Source organism: Streptomyces sp. NPDC048331 (assembly GCF_043201215.1).
Lineage (GTDB): Bacteria > Actinomycetota > Actinomycetes > Streptomycetales > Streptomycetaceae > Streptomyces.
This window is the reverse complement of sequence record NZ_JBICYT010000010.1, coordinates 120,869-146,561: the sequence shown is the minus strand read 5'-3', so window position 1 is coordinate 146,561 and position 25,693 is coordinate 120,869. Positions and strand designations below refer to the sequence as shown.

At 69.7% G+C, this 25,693-nt stretch carries 26 protein-coding genes, 1 tRNA gene and 4 pseudogenes; 17 read left to right on the top strand and 14 right to left on the bottom strand.

Annotated features, from left to right (window positions below; genetic code table 11):
* Positions 1 to 151: 151 nt before the first annotated feature.
* The 7 genes from ACGFYY_RS17130 (at position 152) to ACGFYY_RS17100 (ending at position 6,364) form a co-directional block, all read left to right on the top strand.
* Positions 152 to 496, top strand: a complete 345-nt coding sequence (locus ACGFYY_RS17130) for a YbaB/EbfC family nucleoid-associated protein (protein WP_076044258.1) — start codon at positions 152 to 154, stop codon at positions 494 to 496.
* 37 nt (positions 497 to 533) lie between these two features.
* Positions 534 to 1,133, top strand: coding sequence for a recombination mediator RecR (recR, locus tag ACGFYY_RS17125; RefSeq protein ID WP_030010802.1), 600 nt, complete (start codon positions 534 to 536; stop codon positions 1,131 to 1,133).
* Positions 1,126 to 1,773: a DUF5063 domain-containing protein gene (locus ACGFYY_RS17120; RefSeq protein ID WP_365266752.1), complete on the top strand. Its 648-nt coding sequence runs from the start codon at positions 1,126 to 1,128 to the stop codon at positions 1,771 to 1,773. The genes recR and ACGFYY_RS17120 overlap by 8 nt, the downstream gene beginning before the upstream one ends.
* Positions 1,774 to 1,893: 120 nt before the next feature.
* A complete protein-coding gene (locus tag ACGFYY_RS17115) occupies positions 1,894 to 3,168 on the top strand; it encodes an aspartate kinase (protein WP_365266754.1) in 1,275 nt (424 codons plus the stop codon).
* Positions 3,165 to 4,238 carry an aspartate-semialdehyde dehydrogenase gene (locus tag ACGFYY_RS17110; RefSeq protein ID WP_365266755.1) on the top strand — a complete coding sequence of 358 codons (1,074 nt, stop codon included), beginning with the start codon at positions 3,165 to 3,167 and terminating at the stop codon, positions 4,236 to 4,238. Before ACGFYY_RS17115 ends, ACGFYY_RS17110 begins: the two co-directional genes overlap by 4 nt.
* Positions 4,239 to 4,655: 417 nt before the next feature.
* On the top strand, positions 4,656 to 5,276 hold the full coding sequence (locus ACGFYY_RS17105; protein ID WP_393710308.1) for a SigE family RNA polymerase sigma factor: 621 nt from the start codon (positions 4,656 to 4,658) through the stop codon (positions 5,274 to 5,276).
* Complete coding sequence (locus ACGFYY_RS17100) at positions 5,273 to 6,364, top strand: hypothetical protein (protein WP_393710165.1); 1,092 nt, start codon at positions 5,273 to 5,275, stop codon at positions 6,362 to 6,364. Before ACGFYY_RS17105 ends, ACGFYY_RS17100 begins: the two co-directional genes overlap by 4 nt.
* A gap of 42 nt (positions 6,365 to 6,406) precedes the next feature.
* Here the strand turns inward: ACGFYY_RS17100 and ACGFYY_RS17095 are convergent, their stop codons facing one another.
* The gene (locus ACGFYY_RS17095) at positions 6,407 to 7,171 is read right to left on the bottom strand and encodes an SURF1 family protein (protein ID WP_393710163.1); all 765 of its coding nucleotides are present in this window, start codon (positions 7,169 to 7,171) and stop codon (positions 6,407 to 6,409) included.
* 43 nt (positions 7,172 to 7,214) lie between these two features.
* Entirely contained in the window at positions 7,215 to 9,017 is a 1,803-nt protein-coding gene (locus tag ACGFYY_RS17090) for a prolyl oligopeptidase family serine peptidase (RefSeq protein WP_393710161.1), read from the bottom strand.
* A gap of 97 nt (positions 9,018 to 9,114) precedes the next feature.
* On the opposite strand from ACGFYY_RS17090, the gene ACGFYY_RS17085 reads away from it, so the two are divergent.
* Genes ACGFYY_RS17085 through ACGFYY_RS17065 form a run of 5 tightly spaced genes read left to right on the top strand, consistent with a single transcriptional unit; the run spans position 9,115 to position 12,119 of the window.
* Positions 9,115 to 9,282 (top strand): hypothetical protein, encoded by a 168-nt coding sequence (locus tag ACGFYY_RS17085; protein ID WP_158781069.1) that lies wholly within the window; start codon positions 9,115 to 9,117, stop codon positions 9,280 to 9,282.
* A gap of 35 nt (positions 9,283 to 9,317) precedes the next feature.
* Positions 9,318 to 10,619: a cytosine deaminase gene (codA, locus tag ACGFYY_RS17080; RefSeq protein ID WP_393710159.1), complete on the top strand. Its 1,302-nt coding sequence runs from the start codon at positions 9,318 to 9,320 to the stop codon at positions 10,617 to 10,619.
* Positions 10,620 to 10,625: 6 nt separating this feature from the next.
* Positions 10,626 to 11,210 carry an HD domain-containing protein gene (locus tag ACGFYY_RS17075; RefSeq protein ID WP_393710157.1) on the top strand — a complete coding sequence of 195 codons (585 nt, stop codon included), beginning with the start codon at positions 10,626 to 10,628 and terminating at the stop codon, positions 11,208 to 11,210.
* Positions 11,211 to 11,259: 49 nt separating this feature from the next.
* Positions 11,260 to 11,784, top strand: a complete 525-nt coding sequence (locus ACGFYY_RS17070) for a DUF5956 family protein (protein ID WP_393710155.1) — start codon at positions 11,260 to 11,262, stop codon at positions 11,782 to 11,784.
* 56 nt (positions 11,785 to 11,840) lie between these two features.
* Positions 11,841 to 12,119, top strand: coding sequence for a hypothetical protein (locus ACGFYY_RS17065; RefSeq protein ID WP_109779051.1), 279 nt, complete (start codon positions 11,841 to 11,843; stop codon positions 12,117 to 12,119).
* 109 nt (positions 12,120 to 12,228) lie between these two features.
* On the opposite strand, the gene ACGFYY_RS17060 is transcribed toward ACGFYY_RS17065, so the two are convergent.
* Entirely contained in the window at positions 12,229 to 12,501 is a 273-nt protein-coding gene (locus ACGFYY_RS17060; protein ID WP_393710152.1) for a hypothetical protein, read from the bottom strand.
* A gap of 240 nt (positions 12,502 to 12,741) precedes the next feature.
* Positions 12,742 to 13,446 (bottom strand): hypothetical protein, encoded by a 705-nt coding sequence (locus ACGFYY_RS17055; RefSeq protein ID WP_393710150.1) that lies wholly within the window; start codon positions 13,444 to 13,446, stop codon positions 12,742 to 12,744.
* A 235-nt stretch (positions 13,447 to 13,681) separates the two neighbouring features.
* Here ACGFYY_RS17055 and ACGFYY_RS17050 point away from each other — a divergent pair, with 235 nt between their 5' ends.
* Both ACGFYY_RS17050 and ACGFYY_RS17045 read left to right on the top strand, forming a co-directional pair.
* A complete protein-coding gene (locus ACGFYY_RS17050; RefSeq protein ID WP_393710148.1) occupies positions 13,682 to 13,948 on the top strand; it encodes a hypothetical protein in 267 nt (88 codons plus the stop codon).
* 558 nt (positions 13,949 to 14,506) lie between these two features.
* Positions 14,507 to 14,726 (top strand): annotated as a pseudogene (locus ACGFYY_RS17045) (IS630 family transposase); the annotation flags it as partial.
* Between the two features lie 435 nt (positions 14,727 to 15,161).
* Here the strand turns inward: ACGFYY_RS17045 and ACGFYY_RS17040 are convergent.
* The 4 genes and pseudogenes from ACGFYY_RS17040 to ACGFYY_RS17025 form a co-directional block, all read right to left on the bottom strand.
* Positions 15,162 to 15,668, bottom strand: coding sequence for a hypothetical protein (locus ACGFYY_RS17040; RefSeq protein WP_393710146.1), 507 nt, complete (start codon positions 15,666 to 15,668; stop codon positions 15,162 to 15,164).
* 241 nt (positions 15,669 to 15,909) lie between these two features.
* A pseudogene (locus ACGFYY_RS17035) lies at positions 15,910 to 16,568 on the bottom strand (YdcF family protein).
* Positions 16,565 to 16,714, bottom strand: a pseudogene (locus tag ACGFYY_RS17030) (GntR family transcriptional regulator); the annotation flags it as partial. The pseudogenes ACGFYY_RS17035 and ACGFYY_RS17030, both read right to left, overlap by 4 nt.
* Positions 16,715 to 16,772: 58 nt before the next feature.
* Positions 16,773 to 17,240, bottom strand: coding sequence for an HAD family hydrolase (locus ACGFYY_RS17025; protein WP_393710144.1), 468 nt, complete (start codon positions 17,238 to 17,240; stop codon positions 16,773 to 16,775).
* A 192-nt stretch (positions 17,241 to 17,432) separates the two neighbouring features.
* Between ACGFYY_RS17025 and ACGFYY_RS17020 the strand changes: the two are divergent.
* Positions 17,433 to 17,695: pseudogene (locus ACGFYY_RS17020) on the top strand (tyrosine-type recombinase/integrase); the annotation flags it as partial.
* A gap of 109 nt (positions 17,696 to 17,804) precedes the next feature.
* Here the strand turns inward: ACGFYY_RS17020 and ACGFYY_RS17015 are convergent.
* From ACGFYY_RS17015 to ACGFYY_RS17005, 3 genes are all read right to left on the bottom strand, one after another.
* Positions 17,805 to 17,878, bottom strand: a tRNA-Pro gene (locus ACGFYY_RS17015).
* 39 nt (positions 17,879 to 17,917) lie between these two features.
* On the bottom strand, positions 17,918 to 18,625 hold the full coding sequence (locus ACGFYY_RS17010; protein WP_393710142.1) for a Pr6Pr family membrane protein: 708 nt from the start codon (positions 18,623 to 18,625) through the stop codon (positions 17,918 to 17,920).
* A 12-nt stretch (positions 18,626 to 18,637) separates the two neighbouring features.
* Positions 18,638 to 19,576 carry a metallophosphoesterase gene (locus tag ACGFYY_RS17005; RefSeq protein WP_393710140.1) on the bottom strand — a complete coding sequence of 313 codons (939 nt, stop codon included), beginning with the start codon at positions 19,574 to 19,576 and terminating at the stop codon, positions 18,638 to 18,640.
* 68 nt (positions 19,577 to 19,644) lie between these two features.
* Here ACGFYY_RS17005 and ACGFYY_RS17000 point away from each other — a divergent pair, with 68 nt between their 5' ends.
* Positions 19,645 to 20,106: a GatB/YqeY domain-containing protein gene (locus ACGFYY_RS17000; RefSeq protein WP_365266779.1), complete on the top strand. Its 462-nt coding sequence runs from the start codon at positions 19,645 to 19,647 to the stop codon at positions 20,104 to 20,106.
* Between the two features lie 140 nt (positions 20,107 to 20,246).
* Here the strand turns inward: ACGFYY_RS17000 and ACGFYY_RS16995 are convergent, their stop codons facing one another.
* Positions 20,247 to 22,577, bottom strand: coding sequence for a transglycosylase domain-containing protein (locus tag ACGFYY_RS16995; RefSeq protein ID WP_393710137.1), 2,331 nt, complete (start codon positions 22,575 to 22,577; stop codon positions 20,247 to 20,249).
* Positions 22,578 to 22,962: 385 nt separating this feature from the next.
* Here ACGFYY_RS16995 and ACGFYY_RS16990 point away from each other — a divergent pair, with 385 nt between their 5' ends.
* Positions 22,963 to 23,313 carry a WhiB family transcriptional regulator gene (locus ACGFYY_RS16990; RefSeq protein WP_365266783.1) on the top strand — a complete coding sequence of 117 codons (351 nt, stop codon included), beginning with the start codon at positions 22,963 to 22,965 and terminating at the stop codon, positions 23,311 to 23,313.
* Positions 23,314 to 23,342: 29 nt separating this feature from the next.
* On the opposite strand, the gene ACGFYY_RS16985 is transcribed toward ACGFYY_RS16990, so the two are convergent.
* Both ACGFYY_RS16985 and ACGFYY_RS16980 read right to left on the bottom strand, forming a co-directional pair.
* The gene (locus ACGFYY_RS16985; protein WP_393710135.1) at positions 23,343 to 24,647 is read right to left on the bottom strand and encodes an ArsA family ATPase; all 1,305 of its coding nucleotides are present in this window, start codon (positions 24,645 to 24,647) and stop codon (positions 23,343 to 23,345) included.
* A complete protein-coding gene (locus ACGFYY_RS16980; protein ID WP_393710133.1) occupies positions 24,644 to 25,627 on the bottom strand; it encodes an ArsA family ATPase in 984 nt (327 codons plus the stop codon). The genes ACGFYY_RS16985 and ACGFYY_RS16980 overlap by 4 nt, the downstream gene beginning before the upstream one ends.
* Positions 25,628 to 25,693: the final 66 nt, after the last annotated feature.

Here is a 25,693-nt window from a genome sequence, read left to right as displayed (position 1 = left end):
AAGGAGGTCTCCAGCAGGTACGCGCACGCCCCGTCTCTCACTCGAAAGAGTTGGTCCTCACGGCGTAGGGCGCGGCGCTCGGGGAGCACGTAGGCTCGGATTGACCAGCGTTCCGAAGGTCTCGACGTACGACGTATGGAGTGAGTGCCCTGTGATTCCCGGTGGTGGCCAGCCCAACATGCAGCAGCTGCTCCAGCAGGCCCAGAAGATGCAGCAGGATCTCGCGGCCGCGCAGGAGGAACTCGCACGGACCGAGGTCGAGGGCCAGGCCGGCGGCGGTCTGGTGAAGGCGACCGTCACCGGATCCGGCGAGCTGCGCGCCCTGGTGATCGACCCGAAGGCCGTGGACCCCGAGGACACGGAGACGCTCGCCGACCTGGTGGTCGCCGCGGTGCAGGCGGCCAACGAGAACGCGCAGGCGCTCCAGCAGCAGAAGCTGGGCCCGCTGGCCCAGGGCCTGGGCGGCGGCAGCGGTATCCCCGGCCTCCCGTTCTGACCCTCCTCACCCCTACCCGACGAAAGAAGGCAGTCCGTTGTACGAAGGCGTGGTTCAGGACCTGATCGACGAATTGGGCAGGCTGCCCGGCGTCGGGCCCAAGAGCGCGCAACGGATCGCCTTCCACATCCTGCAGGCCGAGCCCACCGACGTCCGCCGCCTCGCGCACGCGCTGCTGGAGGTCAAGGACAAGGTCCGGTTCTGCGCGGTGTGCGGGAACGTGGCGCAGGAGGAGCGGTGCGGCATCTGCCGCGACCCGCGCCGGGACACCACGGTCATCTGTGTCGTCGAGGAGCCGAAGGACGTCGTCGCCATCGAGCGGACGCGCGAGTTCCGGGGGAAGTACCACGTCCTCGGCGGCGCGATCAGCCCGATCGAGGGCGTCGGCCCGGACGACCTGCGCATCCGCGAGCTGCTGGCTCGCCTGGCGGACGGTGAGGTGACCGAGCTGATCCTGGCCACCGACCCGAACCTGGAGGGCGAGGCCACCGCCACCTACCTCGCTCGCATGATCAAGCCCATGGGCCTGAAGGTCACCCGCCTGGCCAGCGGACTCCCCGTCGGGGGAGATCTGGAGTACGCGGACGAGGTCACGCTCGGGCGGGCCTTTGAAGGAAGGCGACTTCTCGATGTCTGACGCAACGCTGCACGCCCTGGGACTGGATCCGGACGACTTCGCGGCTTCGATCGCGGACCAGATCGAGTCCTTCATCGTCGCGGTCACCGAGGTGGCCAAGGGCGAGGACCCGGACAGCGCCGTGCCCTTCCTCCTCCTGGAGGTGTCCCAGCTGCTGCTGGCGGGCGGCCGGCTGGGCGCGTACCAGGACGTACTGCCCGACGAGCGCTACGAGCCCGATCTGGGCCCGGAGCCGGACGTGGACGACCTGCGCGAGCGCTTCGCGATCATGCTGGAGCCGGTCGACGTCTACTCCGAGGTCTTCGATCCGTACGAGCCGCGCAAGGCCCCGGTGGCGCACCGGATCTCCGACGACCTGGCCGACGTGGTCGCCGACCTGCGGCACGGGCTCATCCACCACCAGGCCGGCCGGATCACCGAGGCGCTGTGGTGGTGGCAGTTCTCGTACTTCACCAACTGGGGTCCGACGGCCTCGGCGACGCTGCGCGCCCTGCAGTCGCTGATCGCCCACGTCCGACTCGACCAGCCCCTCGCCGCCCTGGACGGCCTGGACACGGACGAGGACCTGACCGAGGACGACCTCGCGGAGCAGGCCGGCCAGGTGATGGCGGAGGAGCTCGGCGGCCTCGGCCGCAAGTGAACGATCCGGCACGGAACTCATTCTCTGATCTTCTCGTCTCATGATGTGGTACGAGGCGGTCGGATCCCGGTCGCTCGTTACACTGCACCAGCAATGAGACGGACTGAGCGAGGAGCGCACGTGGGCCTTGTCGTGCAGAAGTACGGAGGCTCCTCCGTAGCCGATGCCGAGGGCATCAAGCGTGTTGCCAAGCGGATCGTGGATGCCAAGAAGAACGGCCACCAGGTGGTCGTCGTGGTTTCCGCGATGGGCGACACGACGGACGAGCTGATCGATCTCGCCGAGCAGGTATCTCCGATGCCTGCCGGGCGTGAGTTCGACATGCTGCTGACCGCCGGAGAGCGGATCTCCATGGCCCTGCTGGCCATGGCGATCAAAAACCTGGGCCACGAGGCCCAGTCGTTCACCGGCAGCCAGGCAGGCGTGATCACCGACTCGGTCCACAACAAAGCGCGCATCATCGATGTCACGCCGGGCCGTATCCGCACCGCGCTGGACGAGGGCAACATCGCCATCGTCGCCGGCTTCCAGGGTGTGTCCGCGGATTCCAAGGACATCACCACCCTCGGCCGGGGCGGCTCGGACACCACGGCCGTCGCGCTCGCCGCGGCGCTGGACGCCGAGGTCTGCGAGATCTACACGGATGTGGACGGCGTCTTCACCGCGGACCCCCGCGTCGTGAAGAAGGCCCAGAAGATCGACTGGATCTCCTCCGAGGACATGCTGGAGCTCGCGGCCTCCGGTTCCAAGGTGCTGCTGCACCGCTGCGTCGAGTACGCGCGCCGCTACAACATCCCGATCCACGTCCGTTCGTCCTTCTCCGGACTGCCGGGCACCTGGGTCAGCAACGAGAATCCGCAAGGGGACGCGCAGGTGGAGCACGCCATCATCTCCGGAGTCGCGCACGACGTCTCCGAAGCCAAGATCACGGTCGTCGGTGTCCCGGACAAGCCGGGCGAGGCCGCGGCGATCTTCCGTGCCATCGCGGACGCCGAGATCAACATCGACATGATCGTGCAGAACGTCTCCGCGGCCTCCACGGGCCTCACGGACATCTCCTTCACCCTCCCCAAGGCCGAGGGCCACAAGGCCATCGAGGCGCTGGAGAAGGCGAAGGGCGCGATCGGCTTCGACTCCCTGCGCTACGACGACCAGATCGGCAAGATCTCCCTGGTCGGCGCCGGCATGAAGACGAACCCGGGCGTCACCGCCTCCTTCTTCCAGGCGCTGTCCGACGCGGGCGTGAACATCGAGCTGATCTCGACCTCCGAGATCCGCATCTCGGTCGTCACCCGCCAGGACGACGTCAACGAGGCCGTCCGCGCCGTGCACACGGCCTTCGGCCTCGACTCCGACAGCGCCGAAGCCGTTGTCTACGGAGGCACCGGACGATGACCCGCACCCGGTCCTCCGGCCCGGCACTCGCCGTGGTCGGGGCGACCGGAGCAGTCGGTTCGGTCCTGCTCCAGATGCTGTCCCAGCGGGCGGACGTCTGGGGCGAGATCCGCCTGATCGCCTCCGCGCGCTCGGCCGGCCGCATGCTGGTCGTCCGCGCGGAGGAGACCGAGGTGGTCGCTCTCACCGAGGACGCCTTCGACGGCCTCGGACCGGGCGACGTCGCCCTCTTCCTGACCCCGGCCGACGTCTCGGCCCGGTGGGCCCCCGTGGTCACCACGCGCGGCGCGGTCGTCATCGACCTGTCCGCCGCCTTCCGGGAGGACCCCGAGGTCCCGCTGGTGGTGCCCGAGGTCAACGGACACGCCGTACGGATCCGGCCGCGCGGCATCGTCGCCGGCCCCGACTGCGTGACCGCCACCATGATCGCGGCCCTGGGCGCGCTGCACTCCGAGTACGCCCTCCGGGACCTGGTCGTCTCCTCGTACCAGGCCGCGAGCGCCGCCGGACGGGCCGGCTCCGAGACCCTGCGTCGCCAGCAGTCGCTGGTCGCCGGGACCTCCCTGGGCGAGCAGCCCGGGGACGTACGACGCGCCGTGGGCGAGGACACAGGCCCCTTCGCGGCCCCGCTCGCCCTCAACGTCGTGCCCTGGTCCGGCGAGCTGCGCGCGGACGGCTGGTCCTCGCACGAGCTGGCGGTACGCGGGGAGACGCGCCGGATCCTGCAGCTGGAGCAGCTCCCGGTGTCGGTGACCTGCGTCCAGGTACCGGTGTTGATCGGGCATTCGCTGACCGTGCGGGCCCGGTTCGAGCGCGAGGTCGAGGCCGCGCACGCCCGGGAGATCCTGGAGGCCGCGCCCGGCGTGGTCCTCGTGGACGACCCCGCGGCCGGGGAGTTCCCCACCCCTGTGGACGCCGCCGGGACGGATCCCGCCTGGGTGGGCCGGGTACGGGCCTCGCTCGACGATCCTCACGCCCTGGAGTTCTTCGTGTGCGCAGACAATCTCCGTAGGGGCGCAGCGCTGAACGCCACACAGATCGCGGAACTGATCGCGGGTGAATTTGCGTAATTCGCTTTGTAGGATCGGTGCTGATCCCTTGATCAAGGCGATGGCCCGACTGCCGTCTCGATAAAGACGGGGCAATCGGGAAGAGCGGGTACGCATGAGGGCAAGAGGGATTTTGCTGGTGAGGATGCCTCGCGCGTACAACCCTGATGGGGGGACGCGTGTCCAACCGGCGTGGCAGACACACTGCTCGAACCGGCCGTCCGTCCGGCGCAGATCGGGATCGTCCCGTCGCGCCGGGGTCTCCGTGCGCCCGGCGGCGGTTTTCCCGTGATCGTGCCCGTCCCGCCGGTGGGGCCCACAGAGGGGCCCGTACGCACGGCCGTAACGATCCGGGGCGGCCTCGTGCCCGCGCCGCGCGACGGCGCTGAGACGGACGGGAGCAGCAAGGGCGAGGCGGGGAAGGCCGATACGGCCGAGATGGTCGAGACGGTCGAGACGGCGGAGAAGCCCGAGACGGCGGAGAAGCCCGAAGCGGCCGACACCTCCGAGAAGACGGGGACGGCTGAGGCGGCCGAGACGGCCGTCGCCGCCGAGGTGGTGGCCGGCACCACCGTCGACCACCTCACCGCGACCTACCAGGCGCACTACCGCTCGCTCCTGGGCCTGGCCGCGCTGCTCCTCGACGACACCGCCTCCTGCGAGGACGTGGTCCAAGAGGCCTTCATCCGGGTGCACTCGGCCCGGAACCGGGTCCGCGACCGGGAGAAGACCCTGGCGTACCTACGCCAGACCGTCGTGAACCTCTCGCGGTCCGCCCTGCGCCGTCGCATCCTCGGCCTCAAGCTGCTCTCGAAGCCGATGCCGGACATGGCCAGCGCCGAAGAGGGCGCGTACGACCAACTGGAGCGGGACGATCTGATCAAGGCGATGCGTGGACTCCAACGCCGCCAGCGCGAGGTGCTGGTGCTCCGCTACTTCGCGGACATGACGGAGTCCCAGGTCGCCGAAACGCTCGGCATATCGCTCGGCTCGGTGAAGGCGTACGGATCGCGGGGCATTGCCGCGCTGCGGGTGGCGATGGAGGCTGCGCAGTCATGATGGACGACCACACTTCGCCGGGCGGGGCGAGCGGGGAAGAAGAGCTGCGCATCCTCCTACGCGGGGCCGTCGAGGGCCTGCTGCCCTCCGCGAACGCGCTGGAGCGACTACGGGACGCCGTCCCCGCGCGTCGGACCCGCAACCGCAGGGCCGCCCTCGTCGGCGTCGCCGCGGCCGTCCTGCTGGCCGGGACGACGATCCCGACCGCACTGCACCTGTCCGCCGCCGAGGGCGCGGCCACCGACCACCCGGCGATGGCCGGGCACGGTTCGGCCGCGGGCGACCAGCGCGCCGCACTGCCCTCCGACCCGCACCAGAACGGCTTCGGGTCCCTGCCGAGGTCGAGCCACTCCTTCGGCGAGATGCCGACCGCGGCCGGGGGCTCCGGAGCGCCGAGCGCCACGGCGGGCCCCCGGGTGGACGGCCTGACGGCAGGCCCGTCGGGCGCCGGGACCTCCGCCGGACCGGGCGGTTCCGGTAGCTCGGTGCCGGGCACGGGCCCCCTGCCGCCGGTGGCGGCGCCGGGAGTGCCCGGATGCGGCGCGGACCAGCTCGGGGTGGTGGGCTCGGCCCGTGCCCCGGAGACCGACGGAAGGGTCTACGGCAGCTTCCGGGTCACCAACGTCTCGGCCCAGGGCTGCGCCGTCAGCGGCCAGGACACCGTGACCGCGGCCCCGGCGCCCGGAGCCGGGACCGGCTCGGCCTCCGCGGTCGCCGTGGTCGGCCACACGGCGGGAGATCCGGCGAGCGGGCTGCTGCCCGACCCGGCGACGGCGGCTCCGACCCTGGTGCTCCCACCGAACACGGCGTACGAGGTCCGCTTCGCGTGGGTGCCGTCGGGGGAGACCTGCTCGTCGGCGAACCCGGACGCGGGCGCGGGCGCGAAGGCCCCGCAGGGCGACACGGCGGGCACCACGGCCGGTACGGGCAGCGGGACCGGCACGGAACCGCAGGCGGGCGCGACCCCGGCCGCGACCGGAGTGGCCGTCTCGCACACCCCGCAGTCGGGGGCGGCGACCACGCGGACCACGATCCCCGAGGCCTGCGGCGGAACGGTGTACCGGACAGGCGCGATCCCGCTGTCCTAGGGGTGTCCCGGGGCAGCCCCGGGATCCTCCCGGACGGCGGGGCTACCGCGCGGCGGGCTCCAGCAGGCCGGCTTCGGCGTCGCGAATGGTCTCCACCTCGCGACGGTAGAGCCGGAACCACATGAAGAGCACGAAGGCGACGAAGACGAACCACTCGCCGGTGTAGCCGAGGTTCTGGAAGGCCTTCAGATCGAGCCCGGTGTTGGTCGGTGCTTGCGCGGGCACCGGAGTCATCCCGTCCGACGGGGTCTGCACCGTCAGCCAGGCGTCGTACAGGTCGTACGGGACGATGTTGACCAGCGAGGCGGCCCCGATCACCCCGAGTTGCCCGGCCGGCAGCCCGCCCTGGGAGTGGACCCCCTTCGTCCCGGAGTTCTCCGAGGACTGCAGGGCCCCGGTGACCTCGACCCGTCCGGTCGGCGGGGCGGGCGCCTTCGCGGGATCCGCCACCCCCGGCAGCCAGCCGCGGACCACCGGGACGGCCTTGCCGGAGTCGGTCTTCAGCAGGGTCAGCACGTAGAACCCGGACTCGCCGTCCAGCCGCCGCTCGGGCACCAGCAGCTGGTCACCGTACTCCCCGGCCGTGGAGGCCAACCGTCCGGAAGTCGTCTTGTCGACCGGGAGCAGCGAGTCCAGCGGCGCGGCCACCTGGTCCGCGGGCTGCTGCGCGTTCGCTTCCCGGTGGGTGTCGACGCGGTCCTCGAACCGGCCGAGCTGCCAGGACCCCATGTACAGGCAGAAGGGAACGGCGAGCGCGACGAAGACGTTGATCCCCCACCAGCGCGGGGTCAGGAGAAACCGGTGCACCCCACCACGGTACGGGGGGTGCACCGGTCGCCCTCCCGCAGGGTCAGTGCGGCAGGTGCTTCAGCGCGAACTCCAGCTCCATCCGGACCTGCTTGATCCGCTCCTCCACCACCAGCGAACCGTGCCCGGCGTCGTACCGGTACACCTCGTGCACCGCCCCGCGCGCCGCGAGCCGGTCCACGTAGTTGTCGATCTGGCGGATCGGGCAGCGCGGGTCGTTCACCCCGGCCGCGATGTGGACCGGCGCCTTCACGGCGTCCACGTACGTCAGCGGCGAGGACGCCTCGAACCGGTCCGGGACCTCCTCCGGCGTACCGCCGAAGAGGGTGCGGTCCAGGGCCTTCAGCGCCTCCATCTCGTCGTGGTAGGCCGTCACGTAGTCCGCGACCGGCACGGCGGCCAGGCCCACGGCCCAGGCGTCGGGCTGCGTGCCCAGCCCCAGCAGCGTCAGGTAGCCGCCCCAGGAACCGCCCGAGAGCACCATGCGCGCCGGATCCGCGAGGCCGGAGTCCACCGCCCACTCCCGGACCGCCGCGATGTCCTCCAGCTCGATCAACCCGACCCGGTGCTTGAGGGCGTCGGTCCACTCGCGGCCGTACCCCGTCGAGCCGCGGTAGTTGACCCGCACCACGGCGAAGCCGTGGTCCAGCCACGCCGCCGGGGCCGACGCGAAGGAATCGCTGTCGTGCCAGGTCGGCCCGCCGTGGATCTCGAAGATCGTCGGGAAGGGGCCCTCGCCGTCGGCCGGCCGCTGCGCCAGCGCGTGGATCCGCCCGCCCGGGCCCTCCACCCACACGTCCTGGACCGGCAGCGAGCCGGGCGCCCGGAAACCGGGCGGGTCCAGCACGGTCCCGCCCGCGGTGGACCGTACCGTCGACGGCTCGGCGGCCGAGGACCACAGGTACTCCACCGTCCCGTCGGGCCGCGCGGTGGCTCCCGACACCGACCCCGGGGGCGTGTCCACGCGTACGAGCTCCCGCGCGGCCAGGTCGTAGCGCCACAGCTCGCTGCGCGCCTCGAAGCTGTGGGCGACCAGCAGCGCGGACCCGTCCGGATACCACTCGGCGCTGACGTCGCCCGGCAGGTCGATCGCGAGCTCCTGCTCGGCGCCGGTGGCCACGTCCCAGACCATCGGCTCCCAGCGGCCGCGCCGCTGGTGACCGACGAGCAGTCGGGTGTCGCCCACGACCGGCGCGAAACCGAGGACCTCCAGGCCCAGCTCCTCGGACCCGCCGCGGGTGTCGTCCAGCTCGGCGACGGTGCCGCCGTCCAGGGTCAGGACGCGCAGGGCGGAGTGCATCGCGTCGCCGTGCTCGGTGTGCTCGACGGCCACCAGCGTGCCGTCGCGGGAGAGGTCGCCGACACCGGCCGACTCCCGGTGCCGGTAGACCACGGTGGGCGCGGAGCCGTCCGGCCGGACCACGTGCACGGTCGAGCCGTCCTCGTCGGTGGAGCGTCCCACCACGGCCGTCCCGTCCCGCCCGATGGCCAGCCCGGCGGGGTACGAGGGCTCCAGGCCGGGGGTGGCCGGTTCGTCGGGGCCGCCCGCGAAGGGCTGGCGCACCCAGGTGCCGAACTCGTCGCCGTCGGTGTCGGAGAACCACCAGATCCACTCGCCGTCGGGGGACAGCGTGCCGTCGGTGGTGCCGTTGGGGCGGTCGGTGGCCTGCCGCTGTTCGCCGGTGGCGCGGTTCCACGCGTAGATCTCGAAGGTTCCGGTCGCGTTGGAGACGAAGAGCGAACGGTCCGGGGCGTCCTCGGCCCAGTCGGGGAGCCCGACGCGCGGTGCCCGGAACCGCTTCTCCCAGTCGGGCATGTCGGGGGTCATCTCACTGTCGCTGGTCATGCGCCCCATTGTGGCCGCACGGCTCCTCGGGATGCCGACCGCCGGGAAGGGGCGGAGAGTGGAACGCATCGGCCGTCCCGTCCGAGGAGGAACGATCATGGCCAAGAAGGCCCGCACCGGCCACCACAGCCACCAGGACTCCGAGCGCGCGCTGGCGAAGAACACGGCCGCCGAGGCCCGTGCCAAGGCTGCGGTCCGGGACATGCACAGCACCGCCGCGAAGACGCGCGGCATGCAGCAGAAGGCCCAGGCCAAGCGCGGCTAGGCCCGCTCCGTCGGATGTCTCTCTAGGCTGGCGCCATGCGGATGATCGTCCGGGGCGCCCGGCTGCTGCACACCCACGGCCTGTCCGACGTCGAGGTCGCGGAGGACGGCCGCATCGCGCGGGTGGTCCCGTACGACGACCAGAAGGAGCCACCGGCCACCGGCGTCCTCGTCGAGGCCCACGGCGGCCTGCTCACGCCCCCCTTCGTCGAGCCCCACATCCACCTCGACACGGCGCTGACCGTGGGCGAGCCCCGCCCCAACGCTTCCGGCACCCTCTGGGAGGGCATCGCCTGCTGGAGCGAGCGCAAGCGGACCCTGACCCGCGAGGACGTGATCGCGCGGGCCACCGAGGTGCTGCGCTGGCAGGCCGCCCACGGGGTGCTGCACGTGCGGACCCACTGCGACATCACCGACCCGGACCTCACCGCGCTCGAGGCGTTGCTGGAGGTGCGCGACCGGGTGCGCGATGTCATGACCCTGCAGATCGTGGCCTTCCCGCAGGAGGGCATCGTCTCCTTCCCCGGCGGAGAGGGGCTGCTGCGCGAGGCCGTCGCCCGCGGGGCGGACGTCGTCGGCGCGATCCCGCACTTCGAGGACACCCGCGAGGACGGCCTGGCCTCCCTGCACACGGCCTTCGCGCTGGCCGAGGAGCACGGCCTGCGGGTGGACGCGCACTGCGACGAGATCGACGACGAGCAGTCCCGCTTCGTGGAGCTGCTGGCCACCCTCGCCCTGCGCTCGGGGCTGCGCGGGCGCGCCACGGCCTCGCACACCACCGCCATGGGCTCCTACAACGGCGCGTACAGCTTCAAACTCCAGCGCCTGCTCGCCCGCTCCGGCATCAACCTGGTCTCCAACCCCTTCGCCAACCTCGGCCTCCAGGGCCGCTTCGACGCCTATCCGAAGCGGCGCGGCCTCACCCAGGTCAAGGAGATGCTGGCGGCCGGGGTCAACGTCGCCTTCGGCCACGACGACGTGATGGACCCCTGGAACGCGCTCGGCACCGCCAACCCGCTGCAGACCGCGCTCGTCGGGCTGTACGCCGCCCAGCTCACCGGCGCCGACGAGATCCCGCTGGCCTTCTCGATGGTGACGGAGCGCGCGGCGCGGGTGCTCGGCCTCGGGGAGAAGGAATACGGCATCACCGCCGGCGCCCCCGCCTCGTTCGTGCTGCTCCCCGCCCCGTCGCCGGAGGAGGCGATCCGCCGCCAGGTCCGCCCGCGGTACGTCGTCTCGCGCGGCACCGTCCTCGCCGAGACCCCGCCCGCCCCGACCCGGCTGAACTGGCCGGGCGAGCCCCCGACCGAGATCGACTTCAGCCGACGCCTACGCTGACGCCCCATGACGACGTGGACACTTGACACCGCATCGGCCCGCGCCGCGCACGAGATCGCCTCGGAGTACGCGGACACGGCCCTCCTGAACCACTCGATCCGCTCCTTCGCCTTCGGGGCCCGATACGCGCGGCAGCACGGGCTGGCGTACGACGAGGAACTCCTCTACGTCAGCTCCCTGGTGCACGACCTGGGCCTGACCGCGCCCTTCGACAGTCACACCCTGCCGTTCGAGGAGGCGGGCGGCCATGTCGCACGGGTCCTGACGGCGGGCCTGGGCTGGCCCGCGGCCCGTCGGGCGCGCGCCGAGGAGATCATCGTGCTGCACATGCGGGACGACGTGAGCGCCGCCGAGGACGTGGAGAGCCACCTGCTGCAGGTCGGTACCAGCGCGGACGTCTCGGGGCTGCGGCTCGCCGAGTTCGATCCCGCCTTCACCGCCGACCTCCTGGCCGCCCACCCGCGGGGCGACTTCGGCGCCGTGTTCCTCGCGCTCGTCGAGGACCAGGCCGCCCGCAAGCCCGCGTGCGCGGCGGCCGCGTACGTGGCCGGCGGCGCGGCCGCCCGGATCGCGGCGAACCCGCTCGGCTAGGCCCACGAGGGTCGCGCATATCGGACACCGGGTCGGATAACGTTCCCGCATGTCGTGGGACGAGGACGGAACACCGCACCCGCTCGCACTGCGCCGCACCGGCCGCAGCGAACTGGAGCCGGACCGGCTGCCCGAGATGCGGGAGCTGGAGGTGCTCGGCTGGGAGCCGGCGCCCGAGGACCTGCGCTGGGTGTTCCTCCCGTACGTCTGGCCCCCCGCGGACCGCACCTGGATCCCCGACCGCTCCACGCACTGGGCGGTGGACACCGCCCTCGACGGCCACGGTCACATCACCGGCGTGGAGTGCGCCCCGCTGCCCGAACCCGACCTCCGGGACCTCGACCGCGAGGCCGACGAGGCCCTCGCCGAGCTCGGGATCCCGCCCCGGCCGCGAGGGCGCCTGTGGCTGCTCCGGCCGGTCGGCCCCTTCACCAGCGTCGCGGCGGTCCTCGACCACCTCGACCACCTCGACGACCCGGCCGGGGCGCGCGCGGCGCCGGCCCGGCCCACCACGGCCTTCCTCGCCCTGGCCCGGGCCGAACTCGCCGCACTCGGGGCCGCCGGCGAGCTGTGAGCCCGCGCGCCCGTGGCTACCCTGGTCATGAGGGGGTACTGCCGGGAGGCGATCTCATGGGTCGGCGCCATCACTTCCACATCGATCACGACGGGCACTCGGTCAGCGCCACGGTGCAGACGGGGCACAAGGCCGTCGTGGAGGTACTGGTCGACGGCAAGGAGACCGGACACGCCACGACGCACGACGATCACCCCGTGACCGTGCACGTCGAGCTGCCGACGGACCCACCGACCCAGGTCTCCGTCCGCGCGACACCCGGCCCGGGCGTCCCCCGCTGCATCTTCGAGGCCCCGGCCATCGAGCCGCACATCATGTCCCCCCGCCCCTACTGACGGCGGCGCCGACGGGCCGCCCGAGGGGATCACGCCGAGGGCGGCAGGCCCGTCGTGGCGTCGGTCGGTGCCGTGTCGATCTGCCCGGAGCCATGCCCCTTGACCTTGCTCAGGTCGGCGCCGCGGAGGTCCGTGCCGTGCAGCCGGGCGTGTGCTGGAGCGAGTGGTCCGTGTAGTACAGACCCAGGCCCAGGCAGGCTATGACTCCGGCTCCGAGTGCGACCAAGGTGGTCCTGAAGCCGGTGACGATCACGCCGTCGGCAGGCTGTAGATCGCGTGTACGCAGGTGTCCGCCATCGACCATCCATGGGCCCCGCCACATCAGGAACAGGTAGCAGGCCGCTACGACGAGCAGGGCGGCTGTGCGAAGGACGCGCTTCATGCGCCGATCCATGTCCAGGTACACCGGGCCCGAAGCGTGGCGGTACTCATGGCGGCCGACGGTGTTCGTCACTTGCCCGGCGTGGATGACAACCCGCCGGTCGGCCGAGCGCCGGCGAGATCAATTTCCTCGCGATCAGGCCGATGGACGTATTCGGCACAGAATGCCAGCTCTATCAAGATCGACTTTTGTTGTCAAGTTACGTGATTCTGTGGCATGACCCCTCCCTCCCTGTCGGGTTTATTTGAAGCAGGTCCTCACCGGTAAATGCCACAGAGACCGAAAAGTGTCGCAACTTGCAGCGGGCGGATCCCAGGAGCCTCCCGACCTCGAATGGAGAAGACCGATGATGAAGCTGTCTCGCAAGATCATGCTGGCTGCCGCTACTTCCATGGTGCTGGCTGGAGGAGTCGCTCTGCCGGCCGTGGCAATTGCCGCACCCGCGCCCCAGATTGTGGTCGCCGAAAATACGCCGAACACGCCGAACACCCCGAACACCCCGAACTCTCCGGGCCGCGGTGGCAACACCCCCAATACGCCGAACACTCCGAACACCCCGAACTCTCCGGGCCGCGGTGGCAACACCCCCAATACGCCGAACACTCCGAACACCCCGAACTCTCCGGGCCGTGGTGGCAACACCCCGAACACGCCGAACACTCCGAACACCCCGAACTCTCCGGGCCGTGGTGGCAACACCCCGAACACGCCGAACACGCCCAACACCCCGAACTCTCCGGGCCGTGGTGGCAACACCCCGAACACGCCGAACACGCCCAACACCCCGAACTCCCCGGGCCGTGGTGGCAACACCCCGAACACGCCGAACACGCCCAACACCCCGAACTCCCCGGGCGGTGGCGGTAACACCCCGAACACGCCCAACACGCCCAACACCCCGAACTCCCCGGGCGGTGGCGGTAACACCCCGAACACGCCCAACACGCCCAACACCCCCAACACCCCGGGCGGTGGCGGTAACACCCCGAACACGCCCAACACGCCCAACACCCCCAACACCCCGGGCGGTGGCGGTGACACTCCTAACACCCCGAACACGCCCAACACCCCGAACACCCCTAACTGAGGTGGTGGATGCGCATCAAATACCGCACCACATGAAGGCGCCGCGCAGTGAGAGTCACTGCGCGGCGTCGCCGCGTGATGTGAGGAGCCGGTCTTGAAGAGCGCCTACAGCGCGTTCGGTGTATTAGGGGTGTTGGGGGTGTTCGGGGTGTTAGGGGTGTTGGGCGTACTCGTGGTGTTCGGGGTGTTCGGGGTGTTCGGGGTGTTCGGCGTGTTGGGGGTATTTGGCGTGGCGCCACCGCCCGGGGTGTTGGGCGTGTTCGGGGTATTCGGGGTGTTCGGCGTGTTCCCGCCGCCGTTCGGGGTGTTCGGGGTGTTGGGGGTGTTCGGGGTGTTGGGCGTGCCCCCGTCCAGCGCGTAGGGCGCGTAGGGGGCGTACGGGGCGTAGGGCGCGTACTGCTCGACCCTCATCTCCCGCTGCCACAGCTGCGGGTTTGCCTGCGGGAGCTGCGCACGGTGCGACAGGCCCATCCGCGGGAGTTTGGGCAGCTGCGGGAGTCGAGGGAGCTCTGGCAGCCGCGGCAGCTGGGCAACCTCCGGGCTGATCGGCGCGAGCGGCGCCCGGCCGCCCCGCACGTCGGCGCCGTGGGGGAGGCGGCCACTGGCATCAGCGGCGTGAGCGCCTCCCGCGCCAAGAGCGGCCAGACTTGCCACCGCCGCAGTGGCGATCATGATCTGCCGGAACTTGTGCATGAATACGTACCCTCCGTGTCTGGTTTCGTGCGTGCGCGATCACCTGAAGCAACTGATCGGTCGCTCAAAGTAGACACGGGCACGGACTTCATGCCTGCCCGGCAGAACGCGTCGTCCCTGCCATCACCCATTCGTCCTCGCCCAGTCACTCAGCCGCCTTGCCAGGCAGAAGCTCCAGCAGATCGTTCGGCGGGGCAGCACCAGCTCGGTTCGGTTCCGGCGGGCGATGATGCTGCCGGCCTCGATCGGTGGGAACCAGGTCCTGGTGAACGCGCGTCTGGTCCCAGCGGACGAGGACACCGTCCGTGACGTGAACCACCGCTTCACCGAGGTCGGCCTCGCATACCAGCGCTCCAGTGGGCGGGAGGCTGTCCCGCCTGCTGGGCAGTGACGACGAGGACCGTGTCCTCCGGACGGCCGCCACCCGACCGACCGTGCTGGGCAAGTCGGGACTCCTGCTGGGCCGAACAGAACCGGCGGATGGTTCCGGGGTCGCTCCTGGCCTTCCTCGACGCGCTGCTGCGGGGCCGCCCGTAGGAGCGAGCCGGGCGCCGTTCCGGCGGAGACTTCTCCCAGGATTCTCCTGAGAGGGTGGGGAGAAACAAGCAGAGCCGGTGTCTTTTGCGAGACACCGGCTCTGGCCTGGTACTTCAGCGTCGGGGTGGCGGGATTTGAACCCACGACCTCTTCGTCCCGAAGCATTCCGGGTCGCTGGGCGAGCTGCCCGTTCCACGACGCTGACCTGCGGCGGAGGTCCGTGACCGCCGGTGGACGTCCCCCAGCCTTCGCGCCGGTTGTCGCTCAGTTAGACACTCATGGTCAGGAGCTCATTGACGGCCACACGGGTCTGTATGCGCCTGATGACAGCGGACCACACCACTTCACATTTCCTTGCAACACCCACCGTACCGGTCGCAGTCGTAATAACCCCAACCCCTGAGCATTTCATCACAGGTTGGGCAAATCATTAGAAAGGTGGGATTGGCTTGAAGGAATGCAGAATTCTTCATTTCGAAAATAGACTTAACTGCATCCAATCCGTGCTCGCGGATTCCTTGCTGTAGGAACTCGAATCCACCGTAGGTGTGCCCGTTTACGCAGTCGATGCGACTGAATCGGAAATCATTTACTTCAATGCCCAACTCGGACTTGATCTTGGACTTCTCTTCGTCGGACACTACCGTCATGTTGGCGGCTTCGATCTGCTCCGGCGTCCAGTACCAAGCCTTTACCTCTGCGGCTTGGTCCGGGGTCAGGTAAAAAGATGCCGATTTGCCGCTCTTGATAGCCTCCTTTACGATCTCTACTACGCTGCACTCCTCTGCTGAAATCACGGCCTTTCCGCTACCCACGACGGTGTCGATGTCGTTCAAAAGCGACTGTCCCATGATGCACTCCTCCAGAGTTGAAACGGCATTTGCCTCTGTCTGAGTACTGCATATCGGATCTGGGCCCCATCTGCACGCAGACGCATCTACCTGTCACCAAGCTGGCGTACGTCGAAGGTTGGAGTATGGTTTTTTCAGGCTGCTCGTGCACACGAGCAGGTCCACGCCAATTAGGTCATACCCGCAGCGCCCGTGGCGGGTGTGGGCCCGGATAAAGTGAAGCAATCTTCGGCGGGGCCGCTTATGGCGTGGGAACAGGAGTTAGCCTGCGAGTGAAGCCCTTGTCGCACAGGCGCTGATAGGCGGACAGCACGGTGGTCGGCACCGGCATGTGAACCCTGAACCCCAGACCCGGGTAGAGCTGGAGCTGCTGGAGGGCGCCGGCGAGCATGTCGATGACGAGCTTCGGATCGCCGATGGAAATCGACGTACTCCGCGAAGGTCATCGGGGTGGACACGCTGATGACCTCTACCTCCGGCCAGAGCTCCCGCGTGGTGGCGTAGGCGCGTCGCTCTTCGTACGGCTTGCTGATCAGCAGTACGGATTCGATGGGACGGCCGGCGTTTTCCAGGAGGGCCCGGGTGAGTCGAATGTTCTCTCCGGTGTTGCGGGCGTTGGGCTCCACGAGGACGTCCTCAGGGGGGACGCCCAGCTCCAGCGCCCGCTCGCGGTAGTGCACCGCCTCCCCGCGCGGCATCCGCGCGGGTCGTTGGGCTCGTGGCGCCCGTGAACACGATCAGGGGTGCCATGCCGCGCTGGTACAGGCCGACCGTCGTGTCGGCAATGCCCAGGTCGTGGCTGCCGAGACCGCCCGCGACTGAGCAGGGGCGCGGCTCGTGGTGCATCTGGTGAAAGTCCCAAATGAGTTCCGCGTCCGCCCACGCCTGCTCAGAGATCACTGCTGTTCGCCACCCTCGGCCGAGTCCGGGACTTTGAACTCATACCCCAGGGCGAAGCGCGACGCGGCGGGTACCCCCATGGCGAACTCGACGACCGTTCCGTCTGCGGTGTACGTCGTGTGGTGAAGCTTCACCACGGCTCGCCCGTTGGCGGCTTGAGACCTCGTCGGCTGTGGCGACGCGCGTTCTCGCGACTGACACGTCCTAGCTGGTGCGGCTCAGCTGAATCAGGAAGTCTGCGATCTCGCGCATTCCGAGTACCACCGCATCCGCACCTGCGTCGGCTGGTGAAGTCTCCTTGGGATGCTTGTTTGCGTACCCGATGCTCCGTGCTCGAGCGGCCTGGGCTGCCTCGATATCCGTCAACGAATCGCCGATGAGCACGGTGCGGCTGGGGGTTACGCCGAAGATCGAAGCGGCGGTGAGGAGTGGATGCGGTGATGGCTTCATCAGGTCGGGCCGGAGGATGGGGCGCCCGATGATCTCGTCGACGATTCCCAGGAGCCCGTGCAGGGCCAGGTACTCCCGAACGCACTCGGCCGAGTCGTTGCTGACGACCGCGGCATGGCGGCCCGTGTCGCGTGCTGCGTGAAGCGCTTGAACGGAGCCCTCGGTTGGAGCCCCCGCGACCTTCACCGCCCGGACTTCCGCCGCTGTCAAAGCGGCTTCCACTGCCGCGAGGACAGTGCTGCCCGCTGACTGCGAAAGTCGGTGGGCCTCCATGGGGTCGTCCGTGGCCCTCGCAGGGACTCCAGGGCTGGCGCCAGCGCCACGAGCAGGTCGGCCAGCTCGCTGGCGATGTTGGGAGCAGGGGTGCCGCGAAACATGTCGCAGATCGGTCCGTCGAAGTCGAAGAGGAGGCGCGTCTTCTCCTCCGCCATGGGGACCGGCTGGACTCCACCAACGTCCGGCGCGTCTTCCGGCAGGCGATCACCGGCGCCGAGGGAGTCGAGGCGAAGGAGTGGACGCCTCGGGAGCTGCGGCACAGCTCCGTCTCGCTGCTCTCCGACAACTGGGTCCCGCTCGAGGAGATCTCCCGGCTTGTCGGGCACTCCGGTACTGCCGTCACCGAGGCGGTCTACCGGAAACAGATCAGGCCCGTGATCCAGACCGGAGCGACGGCCATGGCGAGATCTTCAGGGCCGCGCCGAAGGTGTAGTCACTCAGTTAGTCACCCAGACGCAGAGAGAGCCGGTACAGATTCCTCTGTACCGGCTCTCACCTGGTCTTACTCTGTCGGGGTGGCGGGATTTGAACCCACGACCTCTTCGTCCCGAACGAAGCGCGCTGCCAAGCTGCGCTACACCCCGATCGCCGCCTTGCAGTGCTTGCTGCCCTGGCGACATCGATTACTTTAGCGGACCTCTCGCCGGAGACGAAATCCGGTTTTCGCGGAGCGGTCGCGGGGCCAGGGGAGGCGTCGGGCGGAAGCGGTCCGCCGCTACCAGGACGAGGCCGAGGGCGTAGAAGGCCGCGCCCAGGACCAGGGCGTTCAGGGTCACGCGGGCGTAGCCGTACCGGGCCGCGTCGATGAAGGGGTAGGTGTACCGGCGGGCGCTGTCGGGGGCGAGCAGGGCGCCGCGGAGCAGTGCGAAGGTCAGGTACGTCAGCGGGTAGGCCAACCACTGGGCGGCGTGGCGCGGGCGCAGGGTGCGCGGGGTCGTCAGGAGGAGGAAGTCCAGAAGGGCGCCGGCCGGGGTGACCGTGTGGAGGAGCTGGTTCGCGACGGCCCTGGCCCCGGTCAGCCGGTCGAGTTCGGGGACCACGTTGAAGGCGCTGGCGGGATTGGCCAGGATCAGGTGGAAGACGAGTCCGGTGATCAGGATGAAGAGGAGGACCCCGCCCCGGTAGAGGGGAGCGGGGTCGGGCCGGCGCCGCCAGGCACGCGCCGCCGACAGCCCGAACACGACCGCGACCAGGATGTTCGTCCAGATCGTGAAGTAGCTCAGGACGACGGGCACGCTGCCGTACACGCAGTCGATGACCACCCCCACCACGGCCGCGGCGCAGACCAGGGCGCGGAACACCACCGGGACGAGGCGCGACGGAGCGGTCATCCGCGCAGCGTATTACCCCTTCGGGGTCAGGGTCAGGAGCGTCGCCTCCGGCGGGCAGGCGAAGCGGACCGGGGTGAACCGGTTGGTGCCGCAGCCCGCCGACACGTGCAGGTACGCGCGATGGCCCTCGGCCTCGTGCGTGGAGAGCCCCTTCACCCGCTTCGTGTCCAGGTCGCAGTTGGTGACCAGTGCTCCGTAGAAGGGGATGCACAGCTGCCCGCCGTGGGTGTGACCCGCGAGGATCAGCGGGTAGCGGTCGGCCGTGAAGGATTCCAGGACGCGCAGGTACGGGGCGTGCACCACCGCCATCGAGAAGGCCGCGTCCGCCTCAGGGCCGCCGGCGACCTCCGCGTAGCGGTCCCGCTTGATGTGCGGGTCGTCGAGCCCGGTGAAGGCCAGCTCCAGCCCGTCCAGCTTCAGGCGGCCCCGGGTGTTGGTGAGGTTCAGCCAGCCGGCCGCGTCGAAGGCGTCCCGCATGTCCTCCCACGGGTTGTGCACGGCGCCGACGACCGGCTTGTTGCCGTTCAGCCCGTGCCGGCCCTGGGCCTTCTCGAGGAGGTAGCGCCCGGGGTTGCGCAGCCGCGGCCCGTAGTAGTCGTTCGACCCGAAGACGTACACGCCGGGGAAGGACATCAGGGGGCCCAGGGCGTCGAGCAGCTCGGGGATGCCCTCGGTGTCGGAGAGGTTGTCGCCGGTGTTCACGACGAAGTCGGGGCGCAGGCCGGCCAGGGACTGCAGCCAGGCACGTTTCTTTCGCTGTCCGCCGACCATGTGGATGTCGGAGACCTGGAGCACGCGCAGCGGGCGCATCCCCTGGGGAAGGACAGGCACCGTGACCCGGCGCAGGCGGAAGGACCGTGCCTCGAAACCGGCGGCATAGGCCACACCCGCGGCCCCCACCGCAGCGATTCCGGCAGCCGCCTTCAGGGGTACTCCGTAACGCGCACGCATGGACCCATCGTCGCAGACCCGGAAAACCCGTGAGCGCCACCGCCCCCGCACCTGGCAGACTCACATCCATGACCACGCTCAAGGCCAAGCTCCAGGAAGACCTCACGACCGCCATCAGGGCGCGCGACGAACTGCACTCGTCCACGCTGCGCCTGACCCTCTCCGCCATCACCAAGGAGGAGGTCGCGGGCAAGGAGGCCCGTGTGCTCTCCGACGAGGAAGTCCTCAAGGTGATCGCCAAGGAGGCGAAGAAGCGCCGTGAGGCCGCGGATGCCTTCGCCCAGGGTGGTCGTCCCGAGCAGGCCGCGCGCGAGACCGCGGAGGGCGAGTTCCTCGACACGTACCTGCCCAAGCAGCTCAGCGACGACGAGCTGGTGGCGATCGTGGCGCAGGCCGTCGAGGAGGCCAAGGCCGCGGGGGCCGAGGGGCCGCGCGCCATGGGTGTCGTCATGAAGATCGTGAACCCGAAGGTCGCCGGGCTGGCGGAGGGCGGGCGCGTCGCCGCCGTCGTCAAGCAGCAGCTCTCGTAGGACGGCGAAGAGCCCGTAGCACCCGTAGGACCAGAAGGCCCCGTAGGACAGAGGGGCAAGAAGGGGAGGGCCCCGGCCGTGTCGGCCGGGGCCCTCCCCTTCGCGTGCGTCTCGTGCTGTGCGGTGCGTCGCGTCGACCTCTACTGGTCGTCGCGGCCGCCGATCACTCCCTCGGTGAGCCCGGGGAACGGAGGCTGCGGTTCGACGCCGCCGCCCGGGCCACCCGTAGCTCCACCCGTGGCACCGCCGTTGGCGCCTCCGTTGGCTCCGCCGGTCTGGCCGCCGGTCTGGCCACCGGGTCGTCCACCCGGCTTGCCGTCACCACCGGGCTTGCCGGGCCGGTTCGGGTTCGTCGTGGGCGGCTTGTTCCCGCGCGGTCCGCCGGTGGGAAGGGTCGGCTCCGCGATGCCGACCGTGACGAAGTTCCCCGACTCGCGGCCGGAGAGCGCGCCGCTGACGGCGTCCTTCCAGATCGGGCCGGGCAGGCCACCACCGAAGACCTTGTCGAAGGGCCTGCCGCCGATCACGATGTTCTCCATCGTGATCTTCTTCGCGCCGCCCGAGCCGACCCACACCGCGCCGGAGAGGTTCGGCGTGTAGCCGACGAACCAGGCGTTGTAGCGCTCGTCCGTCGTACCGGTCTTGCCTGCGCTGTCGCGGTCGCTCAGGCCGGCTCGCTCACCGGTACCGGAGTCGACCACTCCGCGCAGCAGGGTGTTGATGGTGTCGGCCGTCTCGGTGGCCATCGCCCGCTCGCACTTGGACTTCGGCACCGCGAGCGCCTTGCCGTGCGCGTCGGTGATCGACTCGATGGCGACCGGGGTGCAGTAGACACCGCGGTTGGCGAAGGTCGCGTACGCGTTGGCCATCGTCAGCGGGGAGAGCTCGGCGGAGCCGAGCGCGATCGACGGGGACTCGGGGATCTTGGAGCCGTCGGCCGGGACCACGCCGAGCTTCTGCGTCATCTCCGTCACCGGGCAGAGGCCGATCTCGCCGATCATCTCGACGAAGTACGTGTTGATGGACTTCTCCATCGCCGTCCGTAGCGCGTACGGACCGACCTCGTCCTCGGTCTCGTTCTTCGCCGTCTGGATCTTTCCGTTGATCGGCAGGTTCAGCCACTGGCTGCCGTCGCAGCGCGGGATCGGCGTCGGGTACTCGATCTTGTTCGGCGCCTGGTAGACCTTGGTCGCCGGCATGCCCCGCTCTATGGCGGCCGCGGCGATGAACGGCTTGAAGGTCGAGCCGACCTGGAAGCCGAAGTTCGAGCCGCCCATCCGCTTGTCCACGGAGTAGTTGATCTGCGTCTCGTTCTTGCCGAAGCCGTACGGCTTGGACTGACCCATCGCCAGCACCCGCCCGGTGCCCGGCTGGACCATGGTCACAGCCGTCGCGATCGAGTCCTCCTGGTAGACGTGGTCCTTGATCGACTCGTTGGCCGCGTCCTGCGACTGCGGGTCCAGGGTGGTGCGTACCGTCAGGCCGCCCTGGTTCCAGACCTTGGCCCGGTCCTCGCGGGTCTTGCCGAAGGCCGGGTCGGTCAGGAAGGAGTTGCGCACGTAGTCGCAGAAGAAGCCCGCGCCCTTGAGGGCGGTGATGCAGCCGTTCTTGGGCTTGGTCACCTTGAGGGTGACCGGCTTCGCCTTCGCCGCGTCCACCTCCGCCTGCGAGACGTCCTTGGTGTCGGCCATCCGCTGCAGGACGATGTTGCGACGCTTGGTCGCCTCCTGCGCGTCGTTCACCGGGTCGTACCGGCTCGGCGACTGCACGACGCCCGCGAGCAGCGCGGACTCCTCCAGCGTCAGGTCCTTGGCCGGCTTGCTGAAGTAGCGCTGGGCGGCGGATTCGATCCCGTACGCCTGCTGGCCGAAGTAGGTGATGTTGAGGTAGTTCTCGAGGATCTTCTTCTTCCCGAGCTCCTCCTCGACCTGGATCGAGTACTTCAGCTCGCGGATCTTGCGGCCGAGGCTCTTCTCCTGGGCCTCGCGCACCTTGGTCTCGTCGTCGCCGGCCTCCTCGACGAACACGTTCTTCACGTACTGCTGGGTGAGGGTGGAGGCGCCCTGCGCGGCCCCACCCTCCTGCGCGTTGCGGTTGACCGCGCGCAGGATGCCCTTGAGGTCGACGGCGCCGTGCTCGTAGAAACGCGAGTCCTCGATGGCGACGATGGCCTTCTGCATGTACGGGGAGATCGCCGTGAGCGGGACCACCTGGCGGTCGCGCGAATAGACGGTGGCGATCGTGCCACCCTCGGCGTCCAGAATCGTGGTCCGCTGACTCAGCGGCGGAGTCTTGAGATTGGCCGGAATCTCGTCGAATCCCTCGACCGTCCCCTTGGCCGCCAGGCCCAGGGCGCCTGCGGCCGGAATCGCCATGCCGGCCAGTACCACCCCGGAGAGGACGGACACCCCGAGGAACTTGGCGGCCTGCTGGCTCCCCGTGAGCCCGCCGCCCGAGCGCTTCTTTCCCATAGGGGGCAGCCTACGTTCTCATTCGCCGGACACACGCGAATGCCTTGGCCTAAGCTGTCCCCAACTGTCACAGCAGTGTGGTGCGACATCAACCCCTCGGCTTGATTTTCACCCTTCCCGAATGGGGTGGACACATGTCCGAATCCAGCCCCTCTGCTGAAGTCGAACAGACGATTACACCCGAATTGCCGCAATGGTCGGGCATGTCGCCGGATCACTCCGTCGGGTGATCTGCCGCTTACCCATAGTCCGTTCGGACCATTCAAGATTGGGCCCGTCGGGGGTGTTGCACTGTGCTCGCCTTCCGTAACGTCCTCAACTGGCAGCGGTGAATATGCCGCTACCGCCGTGGGGGAGCCTCGATTCGGGAGAGGACGGCGCCGGGATGGGCTGGGTTACCGACTGGAGTGCGCAGGCAGCCTGCCGCACTACCGATCCGGATGAACTATTCGTTCAAGGAGCGGCACAGAACAGGGCCAAGGCGGTGTGCACCGGATGTCCGGTGCGGACCGAGTGCCTGGCCGACGCGCTCGACAACCGTGTCGAGTTCGGCGTGTGGGGCGGAATGACCGAGCGGGAACGACGTGCGCTGCTGCGCCGGCGTCCCACCGTCACCTCGTGGCGACGGCTGCTCGAAACCGCACGTACGGAGTACGAGCGCAGCACGGACATCCTCACCATGGATGCAGACGCGGAGATCGACGTGTCGTACGAGACATACGCGGCAGCCGGGTAGATCACACGGCCGCCACGACGTACGAACGCCTACGCTCCGGCCGGTACCCCGGCCGCGAGTCGTTCTCCGATGGCCCGTAGCCCGGCGAGGTCGTGCACATCGCCGGGCAGGGCGGTCACCTCCGCCACCGCCACTTCGGGGTGCAACGAGGTGAAGCGATCGCGTGTGCGCCGTTCACGCGCGATCACCTGCATGCGTTCCGCGTGCAGGCGCAGCAGTCCTGCCGTGATCCGGTCGACGACCGCGGTGTCGCCTTCGGCGCCGGGGGAGCCTGTCTCGGGAGGGTTCGCGGTCCGGGTGGTTTCGGCGGGCTCGGTGGGTTCCGAGCCCGAGTCACGAAGTCCAGCTTTCCCGGACTCCTGATCGACAATGCCGCCTTCTTCAAGATTCTCTGCCGCGGCCAACGCCCTTTCGGCGGACAGCTGGTCGGCGCCACTGCCGTGCACCCGGTTCAGTACCAGACCGGCCAGCGGCATGCGGTCCGCGGCCAGCCGCTCCACGAAGTACGCCGCCTCGCGCAGGGCGTCCGGCTCGGGCGCGGCGACCACCAAAAAGGCCGTGCCGGGAGCCTGCAGCAGCCGGAAGGTGGCGTCCGCGCGCGTGCGGAAGCCGCCGAACATCGTGTCCATCGCGGCCACGAAGGTCTGGACGTCTTTCAGCAGAGAGGCCCCCATCAGCTTGCTGAGGGTGCCGGTCATCATCGACATGCCGACATTCAGGAACTTCATCCCGGCCCGGCCGCCCACCTTCGCCGGAGCCATCAGTACCCGGATGAACTTCCCGTCCAGGAAGGACCCGAGTCGCTTCGGCGCGTCCAGGAAGTCCAGCGCGGACCGGCTCGGCGGGGTGTCGACGATGATCAGGTCCCAGTCGTCCTGGGCCCGCAGCTGCCCCAGCTTCTCCATCGCCATGTACTCCTGCGTGCCCGCGAAGCCGGCCGACAGGGACTGGTAGAAGGGGTTCGCGAGGATCGCCCGGGCCCGCTCGCCGTCCGCGTGCGCCTCGACGATCTCGTCGAAGGTCCGCTTCATGTCCAGCATCATGGCGTGCAGTTCGCCGTCGCCCGTCCCTACGGTCTCCACCTTGCGCGGGGTGTTGTCCAGCGAGTCGATCCCCATCGACTGCGCGAGCCGCCGCGCCGGGTCGATGGTGAGGACGACGGCCTTGCGCCCGCGCCCGGCCGCCCGTACGCCGAGGGCGGCGGCCGTGGTGGTCTTGCCGACCCCGCCCGCCCCGCAGCACACGATGATCCGGGTCTCCCGGTCGTCCAACAGCCGGTCGACCGCCAGCCGCGGCGGAGTGTCCATGCCCACGGTGTCCACCCCCTCGCTCATTCGGCCACCGACTGCTTCCGCAACTCCTTGGCCAGGGCGTAGAGCCCGGCCAGATCCATCCCCGCGCCGAGCAGCGGCAGTTCGTACGTCGGCAGGTCCAGCCCCGCCAGTACGGAGCGCTGCGCGCGCTCCAGCTCCACCCGGCTCGCGTGCTCGGCGGCCTGCGTGAGCAGCGGGTCCACCAGCCGCTCGGCCAGCCCGCCGCGCCGTGCCCCGCCGAGACCCGCCCGGGACAGCGACTTCGCCACCTCGGCGCGGTGGTCGCCGGCCGCGGTGCGCAGGGTGTCCTCGTCCAGGTGGTGCGGTCGGACCATGTTCACGACGACCCGCCCGACGGGCAGTCCGGCCCGGCGCAGTTCCTCGATGCCGTCCGCGGTCTCCTGGACGGGCATCTCCTCCAGGAGGGTGACCAGGTGCACGGCGGTCTCGGGGGACTTGAGCACCTTCATGACGGCCTGGGCCTGGTTGTGGATCGGCCCGAACCGGGCCAGGCCCGCCACCTCGTCGTTGACGTTCAGGAACCGGGTGATCCGCCCGGTCGGCGGCGCGTCCATGATCACGTGGTCGTAGACGAACCGGCCGGCCTTGTCCTTGCGCCGTACCGCCTCGCACGCCTTGCCGGTCAGCAGCACGTCGCGCAGTCCGGGGGCGATGGTCGTCGCGAAGTCGATGGCGCCGAGCTTCTTGAGCGCGCGGCCGGCCGAGCCGAGCTTGTAGAACATCTGGAGGTAGTCCAGCAGCGCCCGTTCGGCGTCGATGGCGAGCGCGTAGACCTCACCGCCCCCGCCGGGCGCCACGGCGATCTTCCGTTCCTCGTAGGGGAGTGCCTCGGCGCCGAAGAGCTGCGCGAGCCCCTGCCTGCCCTCGACCTCCACCAGAAGAGTCCGGCCGCCCTCGCGTGCGAGGGCAAGCGCGAGTGCTGCGGCGACCGTGGTCTTGCCGGTGCCGCCCTTGCCGCTGACCACCTGGAGCCTGCTCACAGCGTCCGAGCCTAATTCCTCGGGTTCGACTCCGGTGGTGCCGGGTGGTTCTGCCGGAGTGTTCGG

Bases quoted from the DNA above. Each gene is read 5' to 3' on its own strand.
- ACGFYY_RS17120 (WP_365266752.1), top strand. From the start codon at position 1,126: ATGTCTGACGCAACGCTGCACGCCCTGGGACTGGATCCGGACGACTTC.
- codA (WP_393710159.1), top strand. From the start codon at position 9,318: ATGCGGATGATCGTCCGGGGCGCCCGGCTGCTGCACACCCACGGCCTG.
- ACGFYY_RS17005 (WP_393710140.1), bottom strand. From the start codon at position 19,576: ATGCGTGCGCGTTACGGAGTACCCCTGAAGGCGGCTGCCGGAATCGCT.
- ACGFYY_RS17075 (WP_393710157.1), top strand. From the start codon at position 10,626: ATGACGACGTGGACACTTGACACCGCATCGGCCCGCGCCGCGCACGAG.
- ACGFYY_RS17090 (WP_393710161.1), bottom strand. From the start codon at position 9,017: ATGACCAGCGACAGTGAGATGACCCCCGACATGCCCGACTGGGAGAAG.
- ACGFYY_RS17010 (WP_393710142.1), bottom strand. From the start codon at position 18,625: ATGACCGCTCCGTCGCGCCTCGTCCCGGTGGTGTTCCGCGCCCTGGTC.
- ACGFYY_RS17070 (WP_393710155.1), top strand. From the start codon at position 11,260: ATGTCGTGGGACGAGGACGGAACACCGCACCCGCTCGCACTGCGCCGC.
- ACGFYY_RS17110 (WP_365266755.1), top strand. From the start codon at position 3,165: ATGACCCGCACCCGGTCCTCCGGCCCGGCACTCGCCGTGGTCGGGGCG.
- ACGFYY_RS17105 (WP_393710308.1), top strand. From the start codon at position 4,656: ATGGTCGAGACGGTCGAGACGGCGGAGAAGCCCGAGACGGCGGAGAAG.
- ACGFYY_RS17065 (WP_109779051.1), top strand. From the start codon at position 11,841: ATGGGTCGGCGCCATCACTTCCACATCGATCACGACGGGCACTCGGTC.
- ACGFYY_RS17040 (WP_393710146.1), bottom strand. From the start codon at position 15,668: ATGGGACAGTCGCTTTTGAACGACATCGACACCGTCGTGGGTAGCGGA.
- ACGFYY_RS17100 (WP_393710165.1), top strand. From the start codon at position 5,273: ATGATGGACGACCACACTTCGCCGGGCGGGGCGAGCGGGGAAGAAGAG.
- ACGFYY_RS17000 (WP_365266779.1), top strand. From the start codon at position 19,645: ATGACCACGCTCAAGGCCAAGCTCCAGGAAGACCTCACGACCGCCATC.
- ACGFYY_RS17085 (WP_158781069.1), top strand. From the start codon at position 9,115: ATGGCCAAGAAGGCCCGCACCGGCCACCACAGCCACCAGGACTCCGAG.
- ACGFYY_RS17060 (WP_393710152.1), bottom strand. From the start codon at position 12,501: ATGAAGCGCGTCCTTCGCACAGCCGCCCTGCTCGTCGTAGCGGCCTGC.
- ACGFYY_RS16990 (WP_365266783.1), top strand. From the start codon at position 22,963: ATGGGCTGGGTTACCGACTGGAGTGCGCAGGCAGCCTGCCGCACTACC.
- ACGFYY_RS16995 (WP_393710137.1), bottom strand. From the start codon at position 22,577: ATGGGAAAGAAGCGCTCGGGCGGCGGGCTCACGGGGAGCCAGCAGGCC.
- ACGFYY_RS16985 (WP_393710135.1), bottom strand. From the start codon at position 24,647: ATGAGCGAGGGGGTGGACACCGTGGGCATGGACACTCCGCCGCGGCTG.